Here is an 18,666-nt window from a genome sequence, read left to right on the forward strand (position 1 = left end):
GGAAGCCGGGGCGATGCGGATCGTCGTGATCGGGGCCGGACCGGCGGGGGCACGGGTGGCGGAACGGGTGGCGCAGCGCCTGCCCGGCGCCGGGGTGACGCTGATCGGCGAGGAACGCGCCCTGCCCTATGACCGCGTGGCGCTGGGCCGGGTGCTGTCGGGCAAGGACGGGCCGGCGGCGCTGATCACCCACCCGCCGGCGCGGCTGCGCGAGCTCGGCATCCGCTTCCGCCCCGGCACGCGCATCGCCACCATCGACCGCGCGACGCGGGAGGTGGTGACGGAGAAGGGCGAGCGCATCGGCTATGACCGGCTGATCCTGGCCACCGGCTCGCGCGCCGTGCGCCTGCCACTTCCCGGCGCCAACCTGCCCGGCGTCTTCCTCTACCGCACCATGGACGACGTGCAGGCCCTGCTGCGCCTCGCCCGTGGCGGCGCCCGCCAAGCCGCGGTGATCGGCGGCGGGTTGCTGGGGCTGGAGGCCGCCGACTGCCTGGCGAAGCAGGGGCTGAAGGTCACGGTGGTGCATCCGCTGGGCTGGCCGATGGAGCGGCAGCTTGACGCCACGGCGGGCGGGCTGCTGACCGGCTGGCTGCGCCGGGGCGGCATCGGCTTCGCCATGCCCGCCTCCACCGCCGCGATCGAGGGCGAGGACCATGCCAGTGGCGTGCGCCTCGCCGATGGCGGCGTGGTCCCCGCCGAGATCGTGGTGCTGGCGGTCGGCGTGCGGCCCGACTCCTCGCTCGCCGCCGCCGCAGGCCTGCCGGTCAACCGCGCCATCCTGGTGGATGACGCGATGCGGACGGCGGACCCTGCGATCTACGCCGTCGGCGAATGCGCCGAGCACAACGGCGCCGTGGTCGGCCTCGTCGCCCCGGCGCTGGCCATGGCCGAGACCGCCGCCGCCGCCATCGCCGGGGAGGCCGGCGCCTATGCGCCCCGCCCCGACGCGGCGGCGCTGAAGATCTCCGGCGTCGCGGTCTGGTCGGGCGGGCAGGTCGCCCCGCCGGATGCCGAGGCGGTCACCTTCCACGACCCCGCCTCCGGCCATTTCCGCCGCCTCTGGCTGCGCGACGGCCGCCTCGTCGGCGCCGTGCTCTACGGCGATGCCGGGGATTCCTCCTTCTATCTCGACCTCATCGTCAGCGGCCGTCCGGTGGGCCCTGACCGCGCCGGGCTCGCCCTGGGGCCGGACCATCTGGAGCGCGCCGCATGAACCAGGCCTTCACCGACGAGCAGCAGAACTACCTCAAGGGCTTCATGGCGGGCGTCGAGGCCCGGCGCGGCAGCCTCGCCCCCGCCGGTGGCGCTGCCGGCGGCGCGCCCGCCGATGCGATGCGCGCGGCGCAGGACGCCACCATCGCCCGGGGCGGCAAGCTGACGGCCGAGGAGAAGGCCAAGCGCGAGAAGCATCCGCTGGACCGCTGGGACGAGGTCGTGGCCCGCGCGGAACAGGGCAGGTTCCCACATGGCGTGGACAACCTGCTGACCCGCTGGCACGGGCTGTTCTTTGTCGGGCCGACGCAGGATGCCTTCATGTGCCGGCTGCGCATCCCCGGCGGCATCATCACCACGCACCAGTTCCGCGGCATCGCCGCCATCGCCGAGGAATGCGGCGGCGGCTACACCGACGTCACCAACCGCTGCAACCTGCAGATCCGCATGATCCCGGCGGACAAGGGGCCGGAGGTGATCGAGCGGCTGGGCGAGATCGGCATCCTGCCCAAGGGCACGGGGGCGGACAACATCCGCAACATCTCCGCCACTCCGACGGCGGGGATCGACCCGCACGAGATCATCGACGTGCGGCCGGTGGTGCGGGCGCTGCACTTCCACATCCTGCACACGCGCGACCTGTTCGGCCTGCCGCGCAAGTTCAACATCTCCTTCGACGGCGGCGGCCGCATCCCGGTACTGGAGGACACGGCCGACGTCGCCTTCACCGCCGTCCGGGTGGAGGGGGAGGCGCTGTTCCGCCTCGCGCTGGGCGGTATCACGGGGCACAAGGACTTCGCCCGGGATACGGGCGTGGTGCTGCCGCCGGGCGATGCGGTGAAGGTGTCCGACGCCATCCTGCGCGTCTTCATCGCCAACGGCGACCGCACGGACCGCAGGAAGGCGCGGCTGAAATACGTGCTCGACGCCTGGGGCTTCGACAGGTTCATCGCGGAGGTCGAGAAGCAGCTCGGCGCGCCGCTGCGCCGGGCGGAGAACAGCGTGGACTTCTCCGCGCAGGAGAAGCACGGCCATCTCGGCGTGCATGACCAGAAGCAGGAAGGGCTGCAGTATATCGGCCTGACCCTGCCCATGGCGCGCGTGACGGCGGAGCGCATGCGCGGCATCGCCGCGATCGCCGACCGGCACGGTTCCGGCAACCTGCGCCTGACACCCTGGCAGAACATCCTGATCATCGACATCCCGCGCGAGGCCATGCCGCAGGTACAGGCGGAGATCGTGGCGCTGGGCCTGGGCTGGGAGGCGAGCCATATCCGCGGCGGCCTCGTCGCCTGCACCGGCGCGGCAGGGTGCAAGTTCGCGGCCGCGCACACCAAGCAGCACGGCGCGGCGCTGACCGACTATCTCGATGCGCGCATCGCCGTGCCGCAGCCGGTGAACATCCATCTCACCGGCTGCCACAATTCCTGCGCCCAGCACTATATCGGCGATATCGGCCTGATCGGCGCCAAGGTGGAGCGCGGCGAGGAGGAGGTCGAGGGCTATGACCTGCATGTCGGCGGCGGCGCCGGGTCGCAGCAGCGCATCGGCCGGCTGGTGCGCCCCAAGGTCGCGCATGACGAGCTCGGCCCGATGGTGCTGAACCTGCTGCGCGCCTGGGCCGAGGAAGACCCCGAGGCCTCCTTCCACGACTTCGCCGCCCGGCATGACGAGGGCGCGCTGCGCGCCATCGCCGAGGCCCCCCATCCGGAGAGCGTCGCATGAACGCGCTGGTCCCCCAGGCCTCGGCTCCCCAAAGCTTCGGCCAGCCCGCCCCGGTGCCGCTGATCCCCGACAGCGCCCCCTTCAGCCCCGTCCAGCGCGCCTGGCTGAACGGCTTCCTCGCCGGCCTCTATGGCGGAGCGGCGGAGAACATGTCCCAGCCCGCGCCGCAGGAGGAGGAGGACTTCCCCTGGCACGACCCGGCGCTGGGGATGGATGAGCGGCTGAAGCTCGCCGAGGGCAGGCCGCAGCCGCGCCGCCTGATGGCGGCCATGGCGCAGCTCGATTGCGGCCAGTGCGGCTATGTCTGCCAGACCTATGCCGAGGCGCTGGCCAAGGGGGAGGAAGCCTCGCTCGGCCTTTGCGTGCCCGGCGGCAAGGCGACGCAGAAGATGCTGAAGGCGCTGCTGGCCGAGGCCCCCGCCGCCGCGCCGAAAGCCACGCCGAAGGCGAAGGGGCCGGCGCTGGTGCCGGTTCGCCTGCGCGGTGCCCGCCGCCTCACCGGCGCGAGCTCGGCCAAAGACGTACGCAACGTCGTGCTGGAGCTGGAGGGCAGCGGGCTGCACTACCTGCCCGGCGACAGCCTCGGCCTGCTGGCGCCCAACGATCCGGCGGTTGTCGAAGCCAGCATCGCCGCGCTCGGCGCCACGGGCGAGGAAGCCGTGCCCTGCCCGGATGGCGAGAGCCGCCCGCTGCGCGAGGCCTTCTCGCTGCACCTCGCCATCGCCCGCCCGCTGGACCGCACGCTGGACCTTCTGGCCGGCGCGGCGAAGGAACCGGGCGAGGCCGCCGCGCTGCGCCGGCTGGCGGAGGGCGAGGACGGCGCCGAGCCCGCCGATGCCGACCTGCTGGACCTGCTGGAGCACTTCCCCTCCGCCCGCCCACCGCTGGCCGACCTTGCCGCCTCGCTGCCGGGGCTCAAGCCGCGGCTCTATTCCATCGCCTCCTCGCCGCTCGCCGTGCCGGGGCGTGTCGAGCTCTGCGTCAGCGTGGTGCGCGCGCCGCGTCGCGGGCGGGTGCGCGACGGCGTGGCCTCGGCGCATCTGGGCTTCCGCGCCCTGCCGCTTGCCGAAGGCGGCGCCCATGCCGAGCCACACGACATCGAACGCGTCCTGCCCGAATGCGTGCCGCTGCCGGCGCATATGCAGGAAAGCCATTTCCGCCTGCCGGAAGACCCCGCCGTGCCCGTGATCATGTGCGGCCCCGGCACCGGCATCGCGCCCTTCCGCGCCTTCCTGCAGCACCGCGCCGCGCAGGGCATCAGGGGCCGCACCTGGCTCTTCTTCGGCGACCAGCACGAGGCGAGCGACTTCCTTTTCCGCGAGGAGATCGAGGCCTGGCAGCGGGACGGCACGCTGGAACGGCTCTCCCTCGCCTGGTCGCGCGACCAGAAGCGGAAGGTCTATGTCCAGGACCGCATGAAGGAGGAAGCCGCCGATCTCTGGCGCTGGCTGCAGGATGGCGGCCGCTTCTACATCTGCGGCGATGCCGCGCGCATGGCCAAGGACGTGGACACCGCGCTGCGCGGGATCGCCATGTCGCAGGGCGGCATGGATGCCGATGCGGCGCGCGACTGGATCGTCGCCCTGGCGCGCCAGGGTCGCTACCTGCGGGACGTGTACTGAGATGGAGACCGTCCGTACCACCTGCCCCTATTGCGGCGTCGGCTGCGGCGTGCTGGCAAGGCCGGATGGCGGCCCGGTCGCGGGCGACGCGGCGCATCCGGCGAGCGGCGGGCGGCTCTGCTCCAAGGGCTCCGCCCTGGCCGAGACGACCGGCCTCGCGGACCGGCTTCTGCACCCCGAGGTCAACGGCCGGCGCGCCTCCTGGGACGCCGCGCTGGACACGGTGGCGGAAGGCTTCCGCCGCGCCCTGGCCAGCCACGGGCCGGAGGGCACGGCGCTCTATGTCTCCGGGCAGTTGCTGACCGAGGACTATTACGCCGCCAACAAGCTCGCGAAGGCGGCGCTGGGCACGGCGAACATAGACAGCAACTCGCGCCTCTGCATGGCCAGCGCCGTGGCCGCCCATACGCGCGCCTTCGGCGAGGACCTCGTCCCCGGCATCTACGAGGACCTGGAGCTGGCCGATCTCGTCGTGCTGGTCGGCAGCAACCTCGCCTGGTGCCACCCGGTGCTCTACCAGCGCCTGGCCGCCGCCCGCGCCGCGCGGCCGGAGATGAAGCTGATCGTGCTCGACCCGCGCCGCACCGCGAGCTGCGAGGGCGCCACGCTGCACCTGCCTCTGCGCCCCGGCAGCGATGTCGCGCTCTTCGCCGCGCTGCTGGTCCATCTCCACGACAACGGCTTCGCCGATGCGGCTTTCCTCGCCAGCCGCACCGAGGGGCTGGAACCGACCCTGCAAGCGGCGCGCGCGGTGGCGGCGGAGGCGCCGGCCCTGACCGGCCTCGCCCCGTCGCTGATCCAGGCCTTCTGCAGCCTCTTCGCGCGGCATCCGAAGGTGGTGACGCTCTGGAGCCAGGGCGTGAACCAGTCCAGCGCCGGCACCGACAAGGCCAACGCGCTGATCAACTGCCATCTCCTCACCGGCCGTATCGGCGCGCCGGGCATGGGGCCCTTCAGCATCACCGGCCAGCCCAACGCCATGGGCGGGCGGGAGGTCGGGGCGCTGTCCACCATGCTCGCCGCGCATCTGCGCCAGGACCGGCCGGAAGATGTCGCCCTGCTGCGCGACTACTGGCGCGCGCCCGCCCTGCCGGAAAAGCCGGGCCTCAAGGCGGTGGACCTCTTCGGCGCGCTGGCGGCCGGGCGCATCGGCGCGCTCTGGGTCATGGGCACCAATCCCGCCGTCTCCCTGCCGCGCGGCGACGCGGTGCGCGCCGCGCTGCGCAAGGCGCCCTTCCTGGTCGTGTCGGAGAATTCCTGGCGCGCCGAGACGCTGGACATGGCGCATGTGCGTCTGCCGGCCCTGTCCTGGGGCGAGAAGGATGGCACCGTCACCAACAGCGAGCGCGTCATCAGCCGCCAGCGCCGCTTCCTGCCCCCGCCCGGCGAGGCGCGGCAGGACTGGTGGATCCTGGCCGAGGTGGCGAAGCGCCTGGGCCATGGCGGCTTCGCCTGGAACGGCCCGGCCGACATCTTCCGCGAGCACGCCACCCTGTCCGGCCTGGGCAACAAGGGCACGCGCCGCTTCGACATCTCCGCCCTCGCCGCACTGGACGACGCCGGCTACGACGCCATGCCTCCGACCCGCTGGCCCTGCCCGGCGGACGGCCCCGCCCCCGCGCGGCTGCTCGGCACGGAGGACCAGCAGGCCCACCGGCTGCGCTTCGTGGCCACCCCCTTCCGTGCGCCCGCCGAGAGCGTCACCGGGGAATTCCCGCTGCGCCTGATGACCGGGCGGCTGCGCGACCAGTGGCACACCATGACCCGCACCGGCGCCGTGCCGCGCCTGATGGCCCAGGCGCCGGAGCCGCTGCTGACCCTGAACCCCGGTGACGCACCCGCTCCGGAGGGCAGCCTGGTGCAGGTGGAAAGCCCGCACGGCAAGGCAGTGCTGCGGCTGAAGCTGGACCCGGGGATGCAGCCCGGCTGCGGCTTCGTGCCGATGCACTGGACGGCGCGCTTCGCCCCGGCGGCGCGGGTCAATGCCAGCATGGGCGGCACGCCGGACCCGGTGAGCGGCCAGCCCGAGCTGAAGCACGTCCCCTTCCGCGCCCGCCCCTTCGCGGCAGGCTGGCACGGCTTCCTGATCGCGCAGCAAAACTACGGCACCGATCTCGCCCCCTGGTGCGCCGTGTCGCCCGTCGAGGGCGGCTGGCGGCACGAGCTGGCCGGACGGGAAACCCCCGCCGAGGCCTTCGCCCGGCTCCGTGCCCTGCTGCCGGAGGGGGAATGGATGCTGCTGGAGGACACCGCCGCCGGGCTGCACCGCGCCGTGCTGCTGGATGGCGACCGCCTCGCCGCCGCCATCGCCGTGGCGCCGGAACCGGCGCTGCCGCCGCGCGACTGGCTGGCCTCGCTGCTCACCGGCGGCGTGCCGGAAAGCCGCCGCGCCGCCCTGCTCGCCGGGCGCCCGGTGGGCGGGCCGCCGCCCTCCCCCACCATCTGCGTCTGTCATGGCGTGCGGGAGGACGCTATATGCGGGGCGATCCGCGCCGGGGCCTGCAGTGTCGCGGCGATCGGCGAGGCCACGCGCGCCGGCACCAATTGCGGCGCCTGCCGCCCCGAGATCGCCGCGCTGCTCGCCCGTGTCCAGGCGGAAGCCCCGGCCGCGGAGAGTCCTGTTCCGGAACCCGCCTGATGCGTCACTTCCCTGCCTTTCTCGATCTTCGCGGCCGGCTGGTCCTGCTGCTCGGGGAAGGCGAGGCGCTGGAGGCCAAGGCGGCCCTTGCCCATGCCGCCGGGGCCGAGTTCCGCAGGGCGGCGCGCTTCCACCCCGGCCTGCTCGAAGGCTGCGCCGCCGCCTTCGCCGCCGGGGCGCCGGAGGAGGATCTGCGCGCCCTGTCCGAGGCCGCCCGCGCCCGGGGCCTGCCGGTCAACGTGGTGGACCGGCCGGAACTCTGCTCCTTCATCACCGGCGCCATCGTGGACCGCGACCCGGTGACGATCGGCATCTCCACCGGCGGCGCGGCGCCCGTGCTGGCGCGCCTGCTGCGCCAGCGGATCGAGACGGTGCTGCCGCCCGGCCTCGCCCGGCTCGGCGCCTTGGCCGAACGCTTCAAGGAACGTGCCCGCCGCGCCCTGCCCGAGACCGGCGCCCGCCGCCGTTTCTGGGAACGCGTGCTGGCCGGGCCGGAGGCCGACCTCGCCCTGGCCGGCCACACGGCGGAGGCCGAGACCGCCATCGCCGCCACGCTGGACCGGGCGGATACCGCCCCCCGCGGCTTCGTGCACCTCGTCGGCGCCGGCCCGGGGGCCGCCGATCTGCTGACCCTGCGCGCCCTGCGCGTGCTGGGCGAGGCCGATGTCATCGTGCATGACCGGCTGGTGCCGGAGGAGGTGCTGGACCTCGCCCGGCGGGACGCGCGGCGCATCTTCGTCGGCAAGGCCCGCTCCAACCACTGCGTGCCGCAGGACCGGATCAACGAGCTGCTGGTCTCCCTCGCCCGCGAGGGCAAGCGCGTCGTGCGGCTGAAGGGCGGCGACCCCTTCGTCTTCGGCCGTGGCGGGGAGGAGGCGGAGGCGCTGGACGCCGCCGGCATCCCCCATGCCACCGTGCCCGGCATCACCGCCGCCCTGGCCTGCGCCGCCGGAGCGGGCATTCCCCTCACCCATCGCGACTGCGCCCAGGCCCTGGTGCTCGCCACCGGCCATACCCGCAACGGCGATGTCGGGCTGGACTTCGCCGCCCTGGCCCGGCCCGGCCATACGCTGGCGATCTACATGGGCGTCGTCACCCTGCCCCGCATCCGCGACGGGCTGCTGGGCGCGGGGCTGGACCCCGCCACCCCGGCGGCGCTGATCGAGAATGGCGGGCGGGACGGCCAGCGCGTCCTGACCGGCACCCTGCCGGAACTGGCGGCGCAAGGCTCGGGCTGGAGCCAGGGCGGCCCCGCCCTGCTGATCATCGGCGCGGCGGTGTCCCGCCGCGTCGGACAGGGCGGCGGCCCGTAAGCCAGGGGATTCCGCCGCCAGCGTGCCGCTGCCGGCGCCGCTCCTTCCCTGGCGGGGGCGGGAGCCGCGCTGCCGGGCCTATTCCGCCGCCTGCCGCGCCGGCGCCCTCGGGGCACCGGGGGCCGGGCCTTCGTGCGCCTTGCGCAGCGCCAGGGCGGGCAGGGTCAGCACGAGGAGGAAGGCGCAGCACATCACCACGCCGCTCATGGTGAAGCTCATGGCGATGGCGCCGCGATAGGCCGAGGCGACGAGGTTCTGTTCGTCGGCACCCAGCCCTTCCAGCGCGCGCACGCCGTGTTCCAGCAAGGCCTGTACGTCGAGGCCCCGCACGGTCTCGGCCAGGATGCTGTTCAGCCAGGCCATCATCAGCGCGCCGGACAGCGCCACGCCCAGCGCCCCGCCCAGGGAACGCAGGAAGGACATGGAGGAGGTGGCGACGCCCAGCTCGCGCGGGTTGACCGCATTCTGCACCGAGGTGGTGATGTTCGGCATGGCCACGCCCATGCCGAGGCCGAGGACCAGCATGCAAAGCTCGAAGGCCCAGAAGGGCGCGGCGAGGCGCGCCAGGATGGCGAGGCCGCAAAGCCCGAGGGCCTCGGCGCCGACGCCGGCGATCAGAAAGGGCTTGTAGCGCCCGGTGGCGGAAACCAGCCGGCCGCCGAGGATCGAGGAGAAGATCATGCCCGCCACCTGCGGCAGCATCATCAGCCCGGCCTGGGTCGGCGTCATGCCGAGCACGAGCTGGAAGTAGAGCGGCAGGAAGACGGTCGTGCCCATCATGGCGAAGACCAGCATGGCAGAGGCCACCACGCCGGAGACATAGACGCGCTCGCGGAAGAGGTGCAGCCCGATGATCGGCTCCGGCGCCCGCCGCTCCCACAGGACGAAGGCCACGAAGAAGCCGAGGGCGGCGATGCCCAGCCAGAGGATGGGCATGGAAGCCCAGGCGAAAAGGGTGCCCGCCCAGCTCAGCAGGAGGAGCAGCGCCGTGGTGCCGGCGGCGAGCAACGCAGCGCCGGGATAGTCGATCTGCCGGCGCTTCAGCGCGGAAGGGTGGCGCAGGCCGATCGCGATCATCGCCAGCGCCGCCGCGCCCACGGGCAGGTTGACGTAGAAGACCCAGCGCCAGGACAGCGCCTCGGTCAGCACGCCGCCCACCAGCGGCCCGGCGACGGAGCTGACGGCGAAGACGCCGGTGAAGAGCCCCTGGTAGCGGCCGCGGTCGCGCGGCGCCACCACATCGCCGACGACAGTCTGCGCCAGGGTCATCAGCCCGCCCGCCCCGAGCCCCTGCAAGGCGCGGAAGAGGATCAGCTGCAGCATGTCCTGCGCCAGACCGCAAAGCACGGAGCCGGCCAGGAAGATGGTGATGGCGAGGTAGAAGAGCCGCTTCCGCCCATACATGTCGCTGAGCTTGCCGTAGAGCGGCGTGGTGGCCGTGGAGGTGAGCAGGAAGGCCGTCACCACCCAGGACAGGTGCGAGGCCCCGCCGAGGTCGGCCACGATGCGCGGCAGTGCGGTGTTGACGATGTTCTGGTCCAGCGCCGCCAGGATCATGGTCAGCATGGCGCCGGCGATGGTCAGGCGCAGATGGCGGTTCGAGGAAACCAGGGGGGCCGCCATCGGCGCTTCCGGCGTGTTGTTCGGCGACATGAACGCTTCCTGTTCCCTTCCCATCCACCCGGCCCCCGCCGCCCACCGGGCCGCGGCCACGAGGACAGGTGTGCGCGGCCGCCGCTTCGTCCAGGGCACGCTCCCGTGACACCCTCCCCCCGAGGCCGGCTCCCATGAGGAGCCAGGCGGGGCGGAACGGGAATGCCTCCGGGCGCCGGGGCGCGAGCGCCATCGCAGATGCCGCAATTCGGTCGGGGGGATGAGGCGCCAGTCCTGGCATCCGCCCCGCGCCGGCCAGGTTTCCTTCTGGAGGCGGCCCTATGTCACGGTCAAGGCTCCGCATGCCTGCCTTGCGGGCAGGACGAGGCCACCGGCCGCTTCCTCCATTGCCCACCGGGACCGTTCCCTGAGAATCGGGACTTGCCGCATTGCGGAAGAACCATCCACTGGAACGGCCCCATGTCCGACGACACCGCCGAAGATCCCGCTCTCGCCCATCCGCCGCGTGACGGCGCATCGGCGGGCCCGCCGCCCAGGAAAGGGGTCTGCGCCATCACCGGCCGCGTGCTCTCGCGCAAGGATCTGGTGCCGCTGACCCTGCTCCGTCCCTCCCTGGCGGAACGCTTCATGCAGAAGTACCCGGGGCTGACCGAGGAATCGCTGATCTCGCGCGGCGAGGTGGCCCGGCTGCGCGCCGCCCGCGTCGAGGAGATGCTGGAACAGGAGCGCGGCGAGCTGGGGGAGCTGGAGCACAAGGTGGCGCAGAGCCTCGCCACCTCCTCCACCCTCGCCGCCAACACCGACGACGACTACGACGAGCACCGCAGCCTGGGCGAGCGGCTGGCGGACATCATGGCCACTTTCGGCGGCTCCTGGTCCTTCCTGCTGAGCTTCGCGATCGTGCTCATGGTCTGGATGGCCTACAACCTCTGGAGAGGCGAGGGCTCCTTCGATCCCTATCCCTTCATCCTGCTCAACTTGGTCCTGTCCTGCCTGGCCGCGATCCAGGCGCCGGTCATCATGATGAGCCAGCGCCGGCAGGAGGCGAAGGACCGTGCCCGGGCGCTCAACGACTATGCCGTGAACCTGAAGGTCGAGCTCGAGGTGCGCAACCTGCACGAGAAGCTCGACCACCTGCTGATGCGGCAATGGGAGAGGCTCGCGGAGATCCAGCAGCTCCAGCTGGAGATCATGCAGGAGCGCCGCCCGCGCGGCTGAACCTGGGGCGCCGCCCGGCTCAGCCGAGCCTGATCTCGGCCTTCAGGTTCAGCATCCCGGCCAGCAGCTCCAGCCGCCGCTGCGCCCCTTCGCCGGCGAAGAGCCCGCTGTGCTCCCGCAGCGTCAGGCGCAGGGTTCCGTCCGCCACGGACAGCGCCGCGGCGTTCAGCAGCGCCAGCGTCCCGCCGGACAGCGTATAGGCCAGCCGCAGGGCGGCGCCGAGCAGCTCCGCCCGGCGCATCTCGGCCGCCCCCATCAGCACCCGCGCCGGCGCCAGGGTCGCGGCGGGGGGGCTCGCCTCGTAGCGCAGCGCCACGGCCAGGGCGAGGAAGGCCCGGGCATGATGGTCCAGCCCCACGCCGGGCTGGCGCAGGACGCGCAGGAAGGACTGTTCCGCGCGGTAGTCCGGGTGGTCGTGGCTGCCCGTATCGGAGAGCCAGCAGGCCGCCAGCCGCAGGGCACGGTCATAGGCGGTCTCCTCCGGGAAGAGCGGCGAGGTCCAGTCGAACAGCGCCGGCGGCAGGCTCTCGTCGCGCCCGAACCGAGCCGCCATCTCATAGCTCGCGGCCAGCAGCGGGTCCTCGCCCCGCACCGCAGGGGCGATGTGGCGTGCATACCAGCCCTCCCGCAGCCCGTTGGCGCTGAAGACCACGCGGTCGGCCCCGGTCGCGCGCAGCAGGCGGCGCAGCGCCACGGCGGCGAAGGGCAGGTCCCCGGCGCGCTTGGCCGGAACGCCGGGCACCTTCTCGATCGCCGATTTCTTGGCGCCGATCAGCATGCCGCAGAGGTTCCGCGCCTCCTCCCGCGTCAGGACATAATGGTGCACGATGGACAGGGGATAGTTGGCCTCGACCATGTGCACCTTGGCGATCGCCCGCCACGCGCCACCCACGAGATACAGGTCCCGCCCCTTGCCGTTCACCAGCCAAGGCACCCGGGCCAGTTCGGCCTCGGCGATGGCCCGCGCCTGGGTCATGTCCCCCCCGGCCCGTTCCGCGAGGCGGATGACCCCGAGCGGCAGGCTGGCGGAATCGCCGACCCGTCCGTGCCTGAGGTCCACCACCTCCAGCGATCCGCCGCCGATATCGCCCAGGATGCCGTCGGCCTCGGGGAAGCCCAGCAGCACGCCCTCGGCGGAAAGGGTCGCCTCGCCCTCCCCGCTCAACACGGTGATCGGCACGCCCGGCATGCGCTCGCGCAGCGCGGCGGCGAAGGCCGGGCCGTTCTCGGCATCGCGCATCGCCGCGGTGGCCAGGATCTCCAGCGGATCGGCCGCCATGGCCCGGGCCACGGCATGGTAGCGCTCCAGCACGGTCAGCGCCTGTTCCACCGCCGTCTCGTTCAGGCGCCGCGTGGTCTCCAGGCCCCGCCCCAGTCCCAGCACCGCCTTCTCGTTGAAGATCGGCACCGGGTTGCGGCCCCGCCCCTCGAAGACCACCAGTCGCACGGAGTTCGAGCCCAGATCCACCACGCCACAGCGGGGCGGATGCGGGACGGCTTCGGCTGGAAGGGCTTGAGCGGCTGCGTCCATCGGTAATTCTCTCACTTCCTGCCCTGGCGTCATGCCGCGACCACCTGGCCGCCGCAACCGCCGGTCCAGGTGCGTGCTGGCGGAGCGGGCCTGCGCCCGGCCCCGCCGGGACGGTTCCGGACCGGTCAGCGCCTTGTCAATCCTGGGCCACGCGGTCGGGCCGCCGCCGCGGCGGCGCGGTGCGGACCCGCTTCAGGGCGCTGCCCCGCCCGGACAGGGACGGGTTCGTCATGAACCAGTCGTGGGAGGAAAGCGGCTTCTGCCCCGGATCGAGGCGACGATAGGTCGCATCCGGCCCCAGCGTCCAGGACTGGGCGGTGTCCTTCATGTTCACGACCATGATCTGGTCCAGGATCTGGGCATGGACGGTGGGATTCTCCACCGGCACCATGGTTTCCACCCGCCAATCCATGTTGCGTGCCATCCAGTCGGCCGAGGAGATGAAGACCCGTGCCCGGCGCGAGGGCAGCCGGTGCCCGTTGCCGAAGACATAGATGCGGGAATGCTCCAGGAAGCGCCCGACGATGGACTTCACCCGGATGTTGGAGGACAGGCCCGGCACGCCGGGGCGCAGGCAGCAGATGCCGCGCACCACGCAGTCCACCCGCACCCCGGCCTCGCTGGCGCGGTAAAGCGCGTCGATCAGCTGCTCGTCCACCAGGGAGTTCATCTTCAGCCAGATGCCGGCGGCCCGGCCGCTCCGGGCAAAGGCGATCTCCTGCTCGATCAGCCCCATCAGGGTCGGCCGGATGGTGAGCGGCGAGAAGGCGAGCGACTGCATCTTCTCCGGCCGGGCATAGCCGGTCAGGTAGTTGAACAGCCGCGCCGCGTCGCCGGTCAGTCCCGGATCGGCGGTGAAGAAGGAGATGTCCGTGTAGATGCGCGCCGTCACCGGATGGTAGTTGCCGGTGCCGAAATGGGCATAGGAGCGCAACGTCCCGCCCTCCCGCCGCACCACGAGGCTGACCTTGGCGTGGATCTTCAGGTCCACGAAGCCATAGACCACCTGCACCCCGGCGGCTTCGAGCTGCCGCGCGATGGCGATGTTGCGCTCCTCGTCGAAGCGCGCCTTCAGCTCCACCATGGCGGTGACGGACTTGCCCGCCTCCGCCGCCTCGATCAGCGCCCGGGCGATCGAGCTGTCGCGGGAGGTGCGGTAGAGCGTCTGCTTGATGGCGACCACGTTCGGGTCGCGCGCCGCCTGCCGCACGAACTGCACCACCACGTCGAAGGATTCGTAGGGGTGGTGGACCACGATGTCCTTGGACCGGATCGCGGCGAAGCAGTCCCCGCCGAAATCGAGGATGCGTTCCGGGAAGCGCGGCGTGTAGGGCGTGAAGAGCAGGTCCGGCCGGTCGTCCACGATGAGCTGGCTGAGGTCGCTGAGCCCCAGCAGCCCCTCCACGGCGAAGACGCCGGTGCGGTCCGCCTCGGTCTCCTCCGCCACCAGGTCCACCATGTCGGAGGGCGTGTCGGTGGTGACGGTGACGCGGATCGCCTGTCCCCGGCGGCGGCGCTTCAGCGCCGTCTCGTAGGAGCTGACGAGGTCCTCGGCCTCCTCCTCGAACTCCACGTCGGTGTCGCGGATCAGGCGGAACAGACCGCGCTCGGCCGGGATGTAGCCGGGAAAGAGATGCGGCAGGTTCAGCGTGACCAGATCCTCCATGGTCACGAAGCGGATCACCCCGTCGCCCTTGCCCTCCCCGCGCGGCGGCAGGCGCACGAAGCGCTCCACCTGCGAGGGCAGCGGCACCAGGGCGCGCATGGTGCCCCCGTCCTCCTCGCGGATCAGCTTCAGCACGAGGCAGAGGGCGAGGTTGGCGATGAAGGGGAAGGGATGCGCCGGATCGACGGCCAGCGGGGTCAGGACGGGGAAGACCCGCTCCATGAACCAGCTCTCCAGCCAGGCACGCTCGCTTTCCTCCAGCTCCGCCGGCTCCAGCACGGCGATCCCAGCCTCGCGCAGCAGGACCCGGACCTCGCGCCAGGCCATGCGCTGCGCCTCGATCAGCGAACCGGCGCGCTCGTGGATGGCGGCGAGTTGCTGCGCCGTGGTCAGCCCGTCGGGCGAGAGCTTGGTGATGCCCGCCCGCACCTGCCCGACCAGCCCGGCGACGCGCACGGAATAGAACTCGTCCAGGTTGCTGGCAGAGATGGCGATGAAGCGCAGCCGCTCCAGAAGCGGATGGTCGGGATGGGAGGCCTGCTCCAGCACACGCTCGTTGAAGGCCAGCCAGGACAACTCACGGTTGATGAAGCGCCAGGAAAGGGTGTGCAGGTCGCCCGAGGGCATGTCGGGCGGCAGCTCCGCCGGGACAGTCGGCATCTCGCCGGTAAAGATCGCGTCCATCTGGTGGGTTCCCTCATGGGCGCCGTGTTCGGTCAGGCCCGGGAGCAAGAGGCCCGGACCAGGCGCTCCAGACTACAGCAGCTTGGGCATGGGGTTCGAGCCGTCCCCTGGCGATGCCACGGAAACGTCATGTTCCTCGCCCGCCGGCTCGTCGCTGCCGAAGCCGGGGAGGTCGGCCAGGACATGCCGCGCCAGGGCGCGCGTCACCGCCCCCCCGGTGGCCAGTGCCGCCCGGTCCAGCCGCGCAGCGGCGCGCGAGACGGCCGCGGCCTCCCGCGGCAGGCGCAGCAGCAGCCAGTCCTGCGTCGCGGCGTCCACCCTGACCTGGCGCTCGGCGAAGTGATGCGCCAGCAGGGCGCGGAGGAGCTGCTCCGAGGGTTCCTCGATCTCCACCGCATGGGTGGCGCGGAGGCGGGAAGCGAGGTCGGGCAGGCGCACACGCCAGCGCGCCGGCGGCTCCCGCCCCGCCAGCAGGAGCAGCGCCCCGGTGCTGGCGCAGGCGTTGATGAGGTGGAAGAGCGCCTCCTCCTCCGCCGCGCAGTCGGCGTCGTCCACGGCGGAGGGCAGCCCGTCCGGCACGCCGCGCAGCGACGGCCCCTCCAGCACCCGCAGGCCCAGCCGCGCCGCGCCCTGGCGCAGCAGCAGGGACTTGCCCACACCCTCCGGCCCGAACAACGCCAGACGGCCGTTCGGCCAGTCGTCCGGCGCCGCCAGCCAGGTGCGGGCCACGGCGTTGGAACGGTCCGAGATCACCGGCGCGCCGCGCTCGGGCGGCAGGGCAAGCGGCAGCGGGAGCTGGCGGCCGCTCACGCCCCCCTCCCCGGCGCCCCGCCATGCGGGGGGGTCGGACCCCGCCTCACAGCCCGGTCCGCGGCGGATCGAGGTAGAGCGGGCTGGCGAGGTAGCGGCGCAGCCAGTGCCGCGCGATCACCCCGATCATCGCCGCCATGGGCACGGCCAGCAGCACGCCCAGGAAGCCGAAGGCCACGCCGCCCGCGAACAGGGCGAAGATGACCCAGACCGCGTGCAGCTCCACCCGGTCGCCCAGCAGGCGCGGGTAGATCACGTAGCCCTCGATCGTCTGCCCGAACACGTAAACGGCCGCCACCAGCAAAACACCTTCCCAGGAACCGAACTGGCCCGCGGCCAGGAGCAGCGACGTCACCAGCCCGGTGAGCGAGCCCACATAGGGGATGAAGGACAGCATCCCGGACAGAAGCCCGACCAGGAGGCCCAGTTCGAGTCCCACCGCCGAGAGCGCCACAGCATAATACACCGCGAGCAGGCCGCAGCAGATCAGCTGGCCGCGCAGCCATGCGGAAAGCACCCTGTCCATGTCCCGCCCCAGGGCGCGCGTGGTGCTGGCATAGCGCCGGGGCAGCCAGGACTCGATCCGCAGGATGATCCGCGGCCAGTCCCGCAGCAGGTAGAAGCCCACCACCGGGGTCACGACCGCATAGGTGAAGAGCGCGTAGCCGACGCTGAGCAGCCCGCTGGCACCGCCGATGAACTGCGCCGCCGTGGTGGCGACATAGCCCAGGATGGCGCCGGTCTGGTTCACCGCCAGGTCCTGCAGCCGGCCGTTGATCGTGTCCGGCCCCAGGCGCTCGGCGGCGGCCGCGATCAGGTCCCGCACCCCCGCCCCGATCCGCGCCGCATAGGCCGGCAGCCGCGCCAGCAACACCCCCACCTGGGAGATCAACAGCGGGTAGAGCAGCAGCAGGGCCAGCAGCACCAGGGCGCAGAGGCAGGCGATCAGCAGCGCAGAGGCAACGCCCCGCGGCACCCCGACCCGGGCCATGACGGTGACGGGCGGATCGAGGAAATAGGCGATGCAGCCCGCCAGCACGAAGGGCGTCAGGATCGGCGAGAAGAGCCAGATCGTCCCGAGCAGGGCGGCGAGCAGGCCGAGCGCCAGGCCGATCCGCTGCGCGCGCGTGGCCGTCTGCGGCCCGCGAGGCAGGGATGGCGCCGGCGCCGCCGCGGGGGCCGGCGTGACGCGCCGCTCGGCCGGCGGGGCGGGCGGGACCGGCGGCGGCAGCGTCCTCATGCCCGCCCCTCCCCGCGCGCCGCCGCGAGCACATAGGCACCGCCGGAGAGCAGGGTGCTGACGGCCACCAGCGGCACCAGCAGCGCCAGCAACGCCAGAGGGAAGGCCCCGGGCAGGAGCCCGGGCCAGCCGCGCAGGAGGAGCGCCACCGCGACCAGCAGGATCTGCAGCGCCGTGTTCGCCTTGGACAGGCGCGAGGGGCTGATCCGGGGCGGCATGCCCATCATGCGCAACATCACCACGCCCCCCACGATCAGCACGTCGCGAAACACCACGAGGATGGCCAGCCAGTCGGGCAGCACGCCGGTCGCCGCCAGGGCGACATAGCTGCTCACCAGCAGCGCCTTGTCCGCCACCGGGTCGAGCACCGCGCCCAGGCTCGAACGGGCATCCAGCACCCGGGCCAGCCAGCCGTCCAGCGCATCGGACAGCCCCGCCCCCAGGAACAGCAGGAAGGCGAGGTCGAAGCGCCCCTGGATGATCAGCCAGACCGTCGCCGGCACGGCGCAGAGCCGCACGAAGGTGATGGCGTTGGGCAGCGTGGTCAGCGCCGACGCGGCGGCCGGGGCACGGTCCGGCGGGCCGGGCGTCGGGGCGGGCTTCCGGTCAGGCCCCTCCGGCAAGGCCGATCCGCCAGGTGCCGTCGGGCGCGGGCACCGCCGTCACGCCGGAACGCGCGAGCTCGGGCACTACGAGATTCGCCGGCGCGCGCAGGCCGAGGCGCAGCACGGCACGGTCCGTCGCGATGGCGCGCAGGTCGAGGCTCGCCACCTGCGGATTGGCCAGGAGGCGGCGGCGCAGGTCGAGATACTGCGCCAGCGAGCCGTAGCCCGCCTGCGCCTCCACCCAGGCCGAGGCGGGCACGCCCGGCGAGGGCGAGGGTGCCGTGGGCGAGGCGCCACCGCCCCCGGCCTGCGCCGTCGCGCCGCTGCGCCCGCCCAGGACGGCCACGCGGCCGGGGTTGAAGTTCACCGTCACGCGGCCGGAGAAGCCGGTCAGGGTCGAGCGTTCCTGCTCCACCACCACGGAGGAGACCAGCCGGTCGATCTGGCTGGCGGAAAGGCCGGTCGGCAGGCCCAGTTCGCCCGCCATGCGCTCATAGGCGATGCGCTGCGCGGAGGCATAGGCCTGCTCCCGCGCCTCCACGGCGTTCTTGGCCGTGGCCTCGGCCGGGACGCCGCGCTGGGTATAGCCGCCGCCCGTGGCGGGCGCGGCGGCGGCACCGGTCCCGGATGTCGGGGCGGCCGCACTGGCCTCCGGCGTGCTCGCGGCCGGGGCGCTCGCCGCCGGGGGCACGGGGGGCGGAATCGTGGGGAATCCCTGTGCCGCAGCCAGCCCGGGCAAGGCGCAGAGCGCGGGAAGAAGGGCAGCCACGAGGCGCAGGGATGTT

The 18,666-nt window shown here is 72.9% G+C and carries 13 protein-coding genes; 6 read left to right on the plus strand and 7 right to left on the minus strand.

The genetic code is table 11. The features are described from left to right. The first annotated feature begins 13 nt into the window (after positions 1-13). Genes CTJ15_RS12735 through cysG form a run of 5 tightly spaced genes read left to right on the plus strand, consistent with a single transcriptional unit; the run spans position 14 to position 8,513 of the window. Entirely contained in the window at positions 14-1,216 is a 1,203-nt protein-coding gene (locus tag CTJ15_RS12735; protein WP_058389590.1) for an NAD(P)/FAD-dependent oxidoreductase, read from the plus strand. Next, positions 1,213-2,940 (plus strand): NirA family protein, encoded by a 1,728-nt coding sequence (locus CTJ15_RS12740; RefSeq protein ID WP_058389589.1) that lies wholly within the window; start codon positions 1,213-1,215, stop codon positions 2,938-2,940. Before CTJ15_RS12735 ends, CTJ15_RS12740 begins: the two co-directional genes overlap by 4 nt. Further along, positions 2,937-4,562, plus strand: coding sequence for a sulfite reductase subunit alpha (locus tag CTJ15_RS12745; RefSeq protein ID WP_058389588.1), 1,626 nt, complete (start codon positions 2,937-2,939; stop codon positions 4,560-4,562). Before CTJ15_RS12740 ends, CTJ15_RS12745 begins: the two co-directional genes overlap by 4 nt. Position 4,563: 1 nt before the next feature. Next, positions 4,564-7,200: a molybdopterin-dependent oxidoreductase gene (locus CTJ15_RS12750; protein WP_058389587.1), complete on the plus strand. Its 2,637-nt coding sequence runs from the start codon at positions 4,564-4,566 to the stop codon at positions 7,198-7,200. Continuing rightward, complete coding sequence (gene cysG, locus CTJ15_RS12755; RefSeq protein ID WP_058389586.1) at positions 7,200-8,513, plus strand: siroheme synthase CysG; 1,314 nt, start codon at positions 7,200-7,202, stop codon at positions 8,511-8,513. Before CTJ15_RS12750 ends, cysG begins: the two co-directional genes overlap by 1 nt. 78 nt (positions 8,514-8,591) lie before the next feature. Here cysG and CTJ15_RS12760 read toward each other — a convergent pair whose 3' ends face one another. Next, positions 8,592-10,166: an MDR family MFS transporter gene (locus CTJ15_RS12760; RefSeq protein WP_076969993.1), complete on the minus strand. Its 1,575-nt coding sequence runs from the start codon at positions 10,164-10,166 to the stop codon at positions 8,592-8,594. Positions 10,167-10,586: 420 nt separating this feature from the next. On the opposite strand from CTJ15_RS12760, the gene CTJ15_RS12765 reads away from it, so the two are divergent. Beyond that, positions 10,587-11,345, plus strand: coding sequence for a DUF1003 domain-containing protein (locus CTJ15_RS12765; RefSeq protein ID WP_019461028.1), 759 nt, complete (start codon positions 10,587-10,589; stop codon positions 11,343-11,345). Positions 11,346-11,364: 19 nt separating this feature from the next. On the opposite strand, the gene CTJ15_RS12770 is transcribed toward CTJ15_RS12765, so the two are convergent. The 6 genes from CTJ15_RS12770 to CTJ15_RS12795 form a co-directional block, all read right to left on the minus strand. Further along, the gene (locus CTJ15_RS12770; RefSeq protein ID WP_058389860.1) at positions 11,365-12,876 is read right to left on the minus strand and encodes a Ppx/GppA family phosphatase; all 1,512 of its coding nucleotides are present in this window, start codon (positions 12,874-12,876) and stop codon (positions 11,365-11,367) included. A 136-nt stretch (positions 12,877-13,012) separates the two neighbouring features. Next, entirely contained in the window at positions 13,013-15,226 is a 2,214-nt protein-coding gene (locus CTJ15_RS12775) for an RNA degradosome polyphosphate kinase (RefSeq protein WP_079253238.1), read from the minus strand. A 72-nt stretch (positions 15,227-15,298) separates the two neighbouring features. Continuing rightward, complete coding sequence (locus CTJ15_RS12780; protein WP_019461025.1) at positions 15,299-16,036, minus strand: hypothetical protein; 738 nt, start codon at positions 16,034-16,036, stop codon at positions 15,299-15,301. A 46-nt stretch (positions 16,037-16,082) separates the two neighbouring features. Further along, positions 16,083-17,276 (minus strand): AI-2E family transporter, encoded by a 1,194-nt coding sequence (locus tag CTJ15_RS12785; RefSeq protein WP_079253237.1) that lies wholly within the window; start codon positions 17,274-17,276, stop codon positions 16,083-16,085. After that, positions 17,273-17,899 carry a CDP-alcohol phosphatidyltransferase family protein gene (locus tag CTJ15_RS12790; protein ID WP_079253236.1) on the minus strand — a complete coding sequence of 209 codons (627 nt, stop codon included), beginning with the start codon at positions 17,897-17,899 and terminating at the stop codon, positions 17,273-17,275. Before CTJ15_RS12790 ends, CTJ15_RS12785 begins: the two co-directional genes overlap by 4 nt. Further along, complete coding sequence (locus CTJ15_RS12795; protein WP_058389859.1) at positions 17,883-18,572, minus strand: hypothetical protein; 690 nt, start codon at positions 18,570-18,572, stop codon at positions 17,883-17,885. The genes CTJ15_RS12790 and CTJ15_RS12795 overlap by 17 nt, the downstream gene beginning before the upstream one ends. Positions 18,573-18,666 lie beyond the last annotated feature (94 nt).

Origin of the sequence: Roseomonas sp. FDAARGOS_362, assembly GCF_002754815.1 — a bacterium.
Lineage (GTDB): Bacteria > Pseudomonadota > Alphaproteobacteria > Acetobacterales > Acetobacteraceae > Roseomonas > Roseomonas mucosa.

Bases quoted from the DNA above. Each gene is read 5' to 3' on its own strand.
- CTJ15_RS12735 (WP_058389590.1), top strand. From the start codon at position 14: ATGCGGATCGTCGTGATCGGGGCCGGACCGGCGGGGGCACGGGTGGCG.
- CTJ15_RS12740 (WP_058389589.1), top strand. From the start codon at position 1,213: ATGAACCAGGCCTTCACCGACGAGCAGCAGAACTACCTCAAGGGCTTC.
- CTJ15_RS12745 (WP_058389588.1), top strand. From the start codon at position 2,937: ATGAACGCGCTGGTCCCCCAGGCCTCGGCTCCCCAAAGCTTCGGCCAG.
- CTJ15_RS12750 (WP_058389587.1), top strand. From the start codon at position 4,564: ATGGAGACCGTCCGTACCACCTGCCCCTATTGCGGCGTCGGCTGCGGC.
- cysG (WP_058389586.1), top strand. From the start codon at position 7,200: ATGCGTCACTTCCCTGCCTTTCTCGATCTTCGCGGCCGGCTGGTCCTG.
- CTJ15_RS12760 (WP_076969993.1), bottom strand. From the start codon at position 10,166: ATGTCGCCGAACAACACGCCGGAAGCGCCGATGGCGGCCCCCCTGGTT.
- CTJ15_RS12765 (WP_019461028.1), top strand. From the start codon at position 10,587: ATGTCCGACGACACCGCCGAAGATCCCGCTCTCGCCCATCCGCCGCGT.
- CTJ15_RS12770 (WP_058389860.1), bottom strand. From the start codon at position 12,876: ATGGACGCAGCCGCTCAAGCCCTTCCAGCCGAAGCCGTCCCGCATCCG.
- CTJ15_RS12775 (WP_079253238.1), bottom strand. From the start codon at position 15,226: ATGGACGCGATCTTTACCGGCGAGATGCCGACTGTCCCGGCGGAGCTG.
- CTJ15_RS12785 (WP_079253237.1), bottom strand. From the start codon at position 17,276: ATGAGGACGCTGCCGCCGCCGGTCCCGCCCGCCCCGCCGGCCGAGCGG.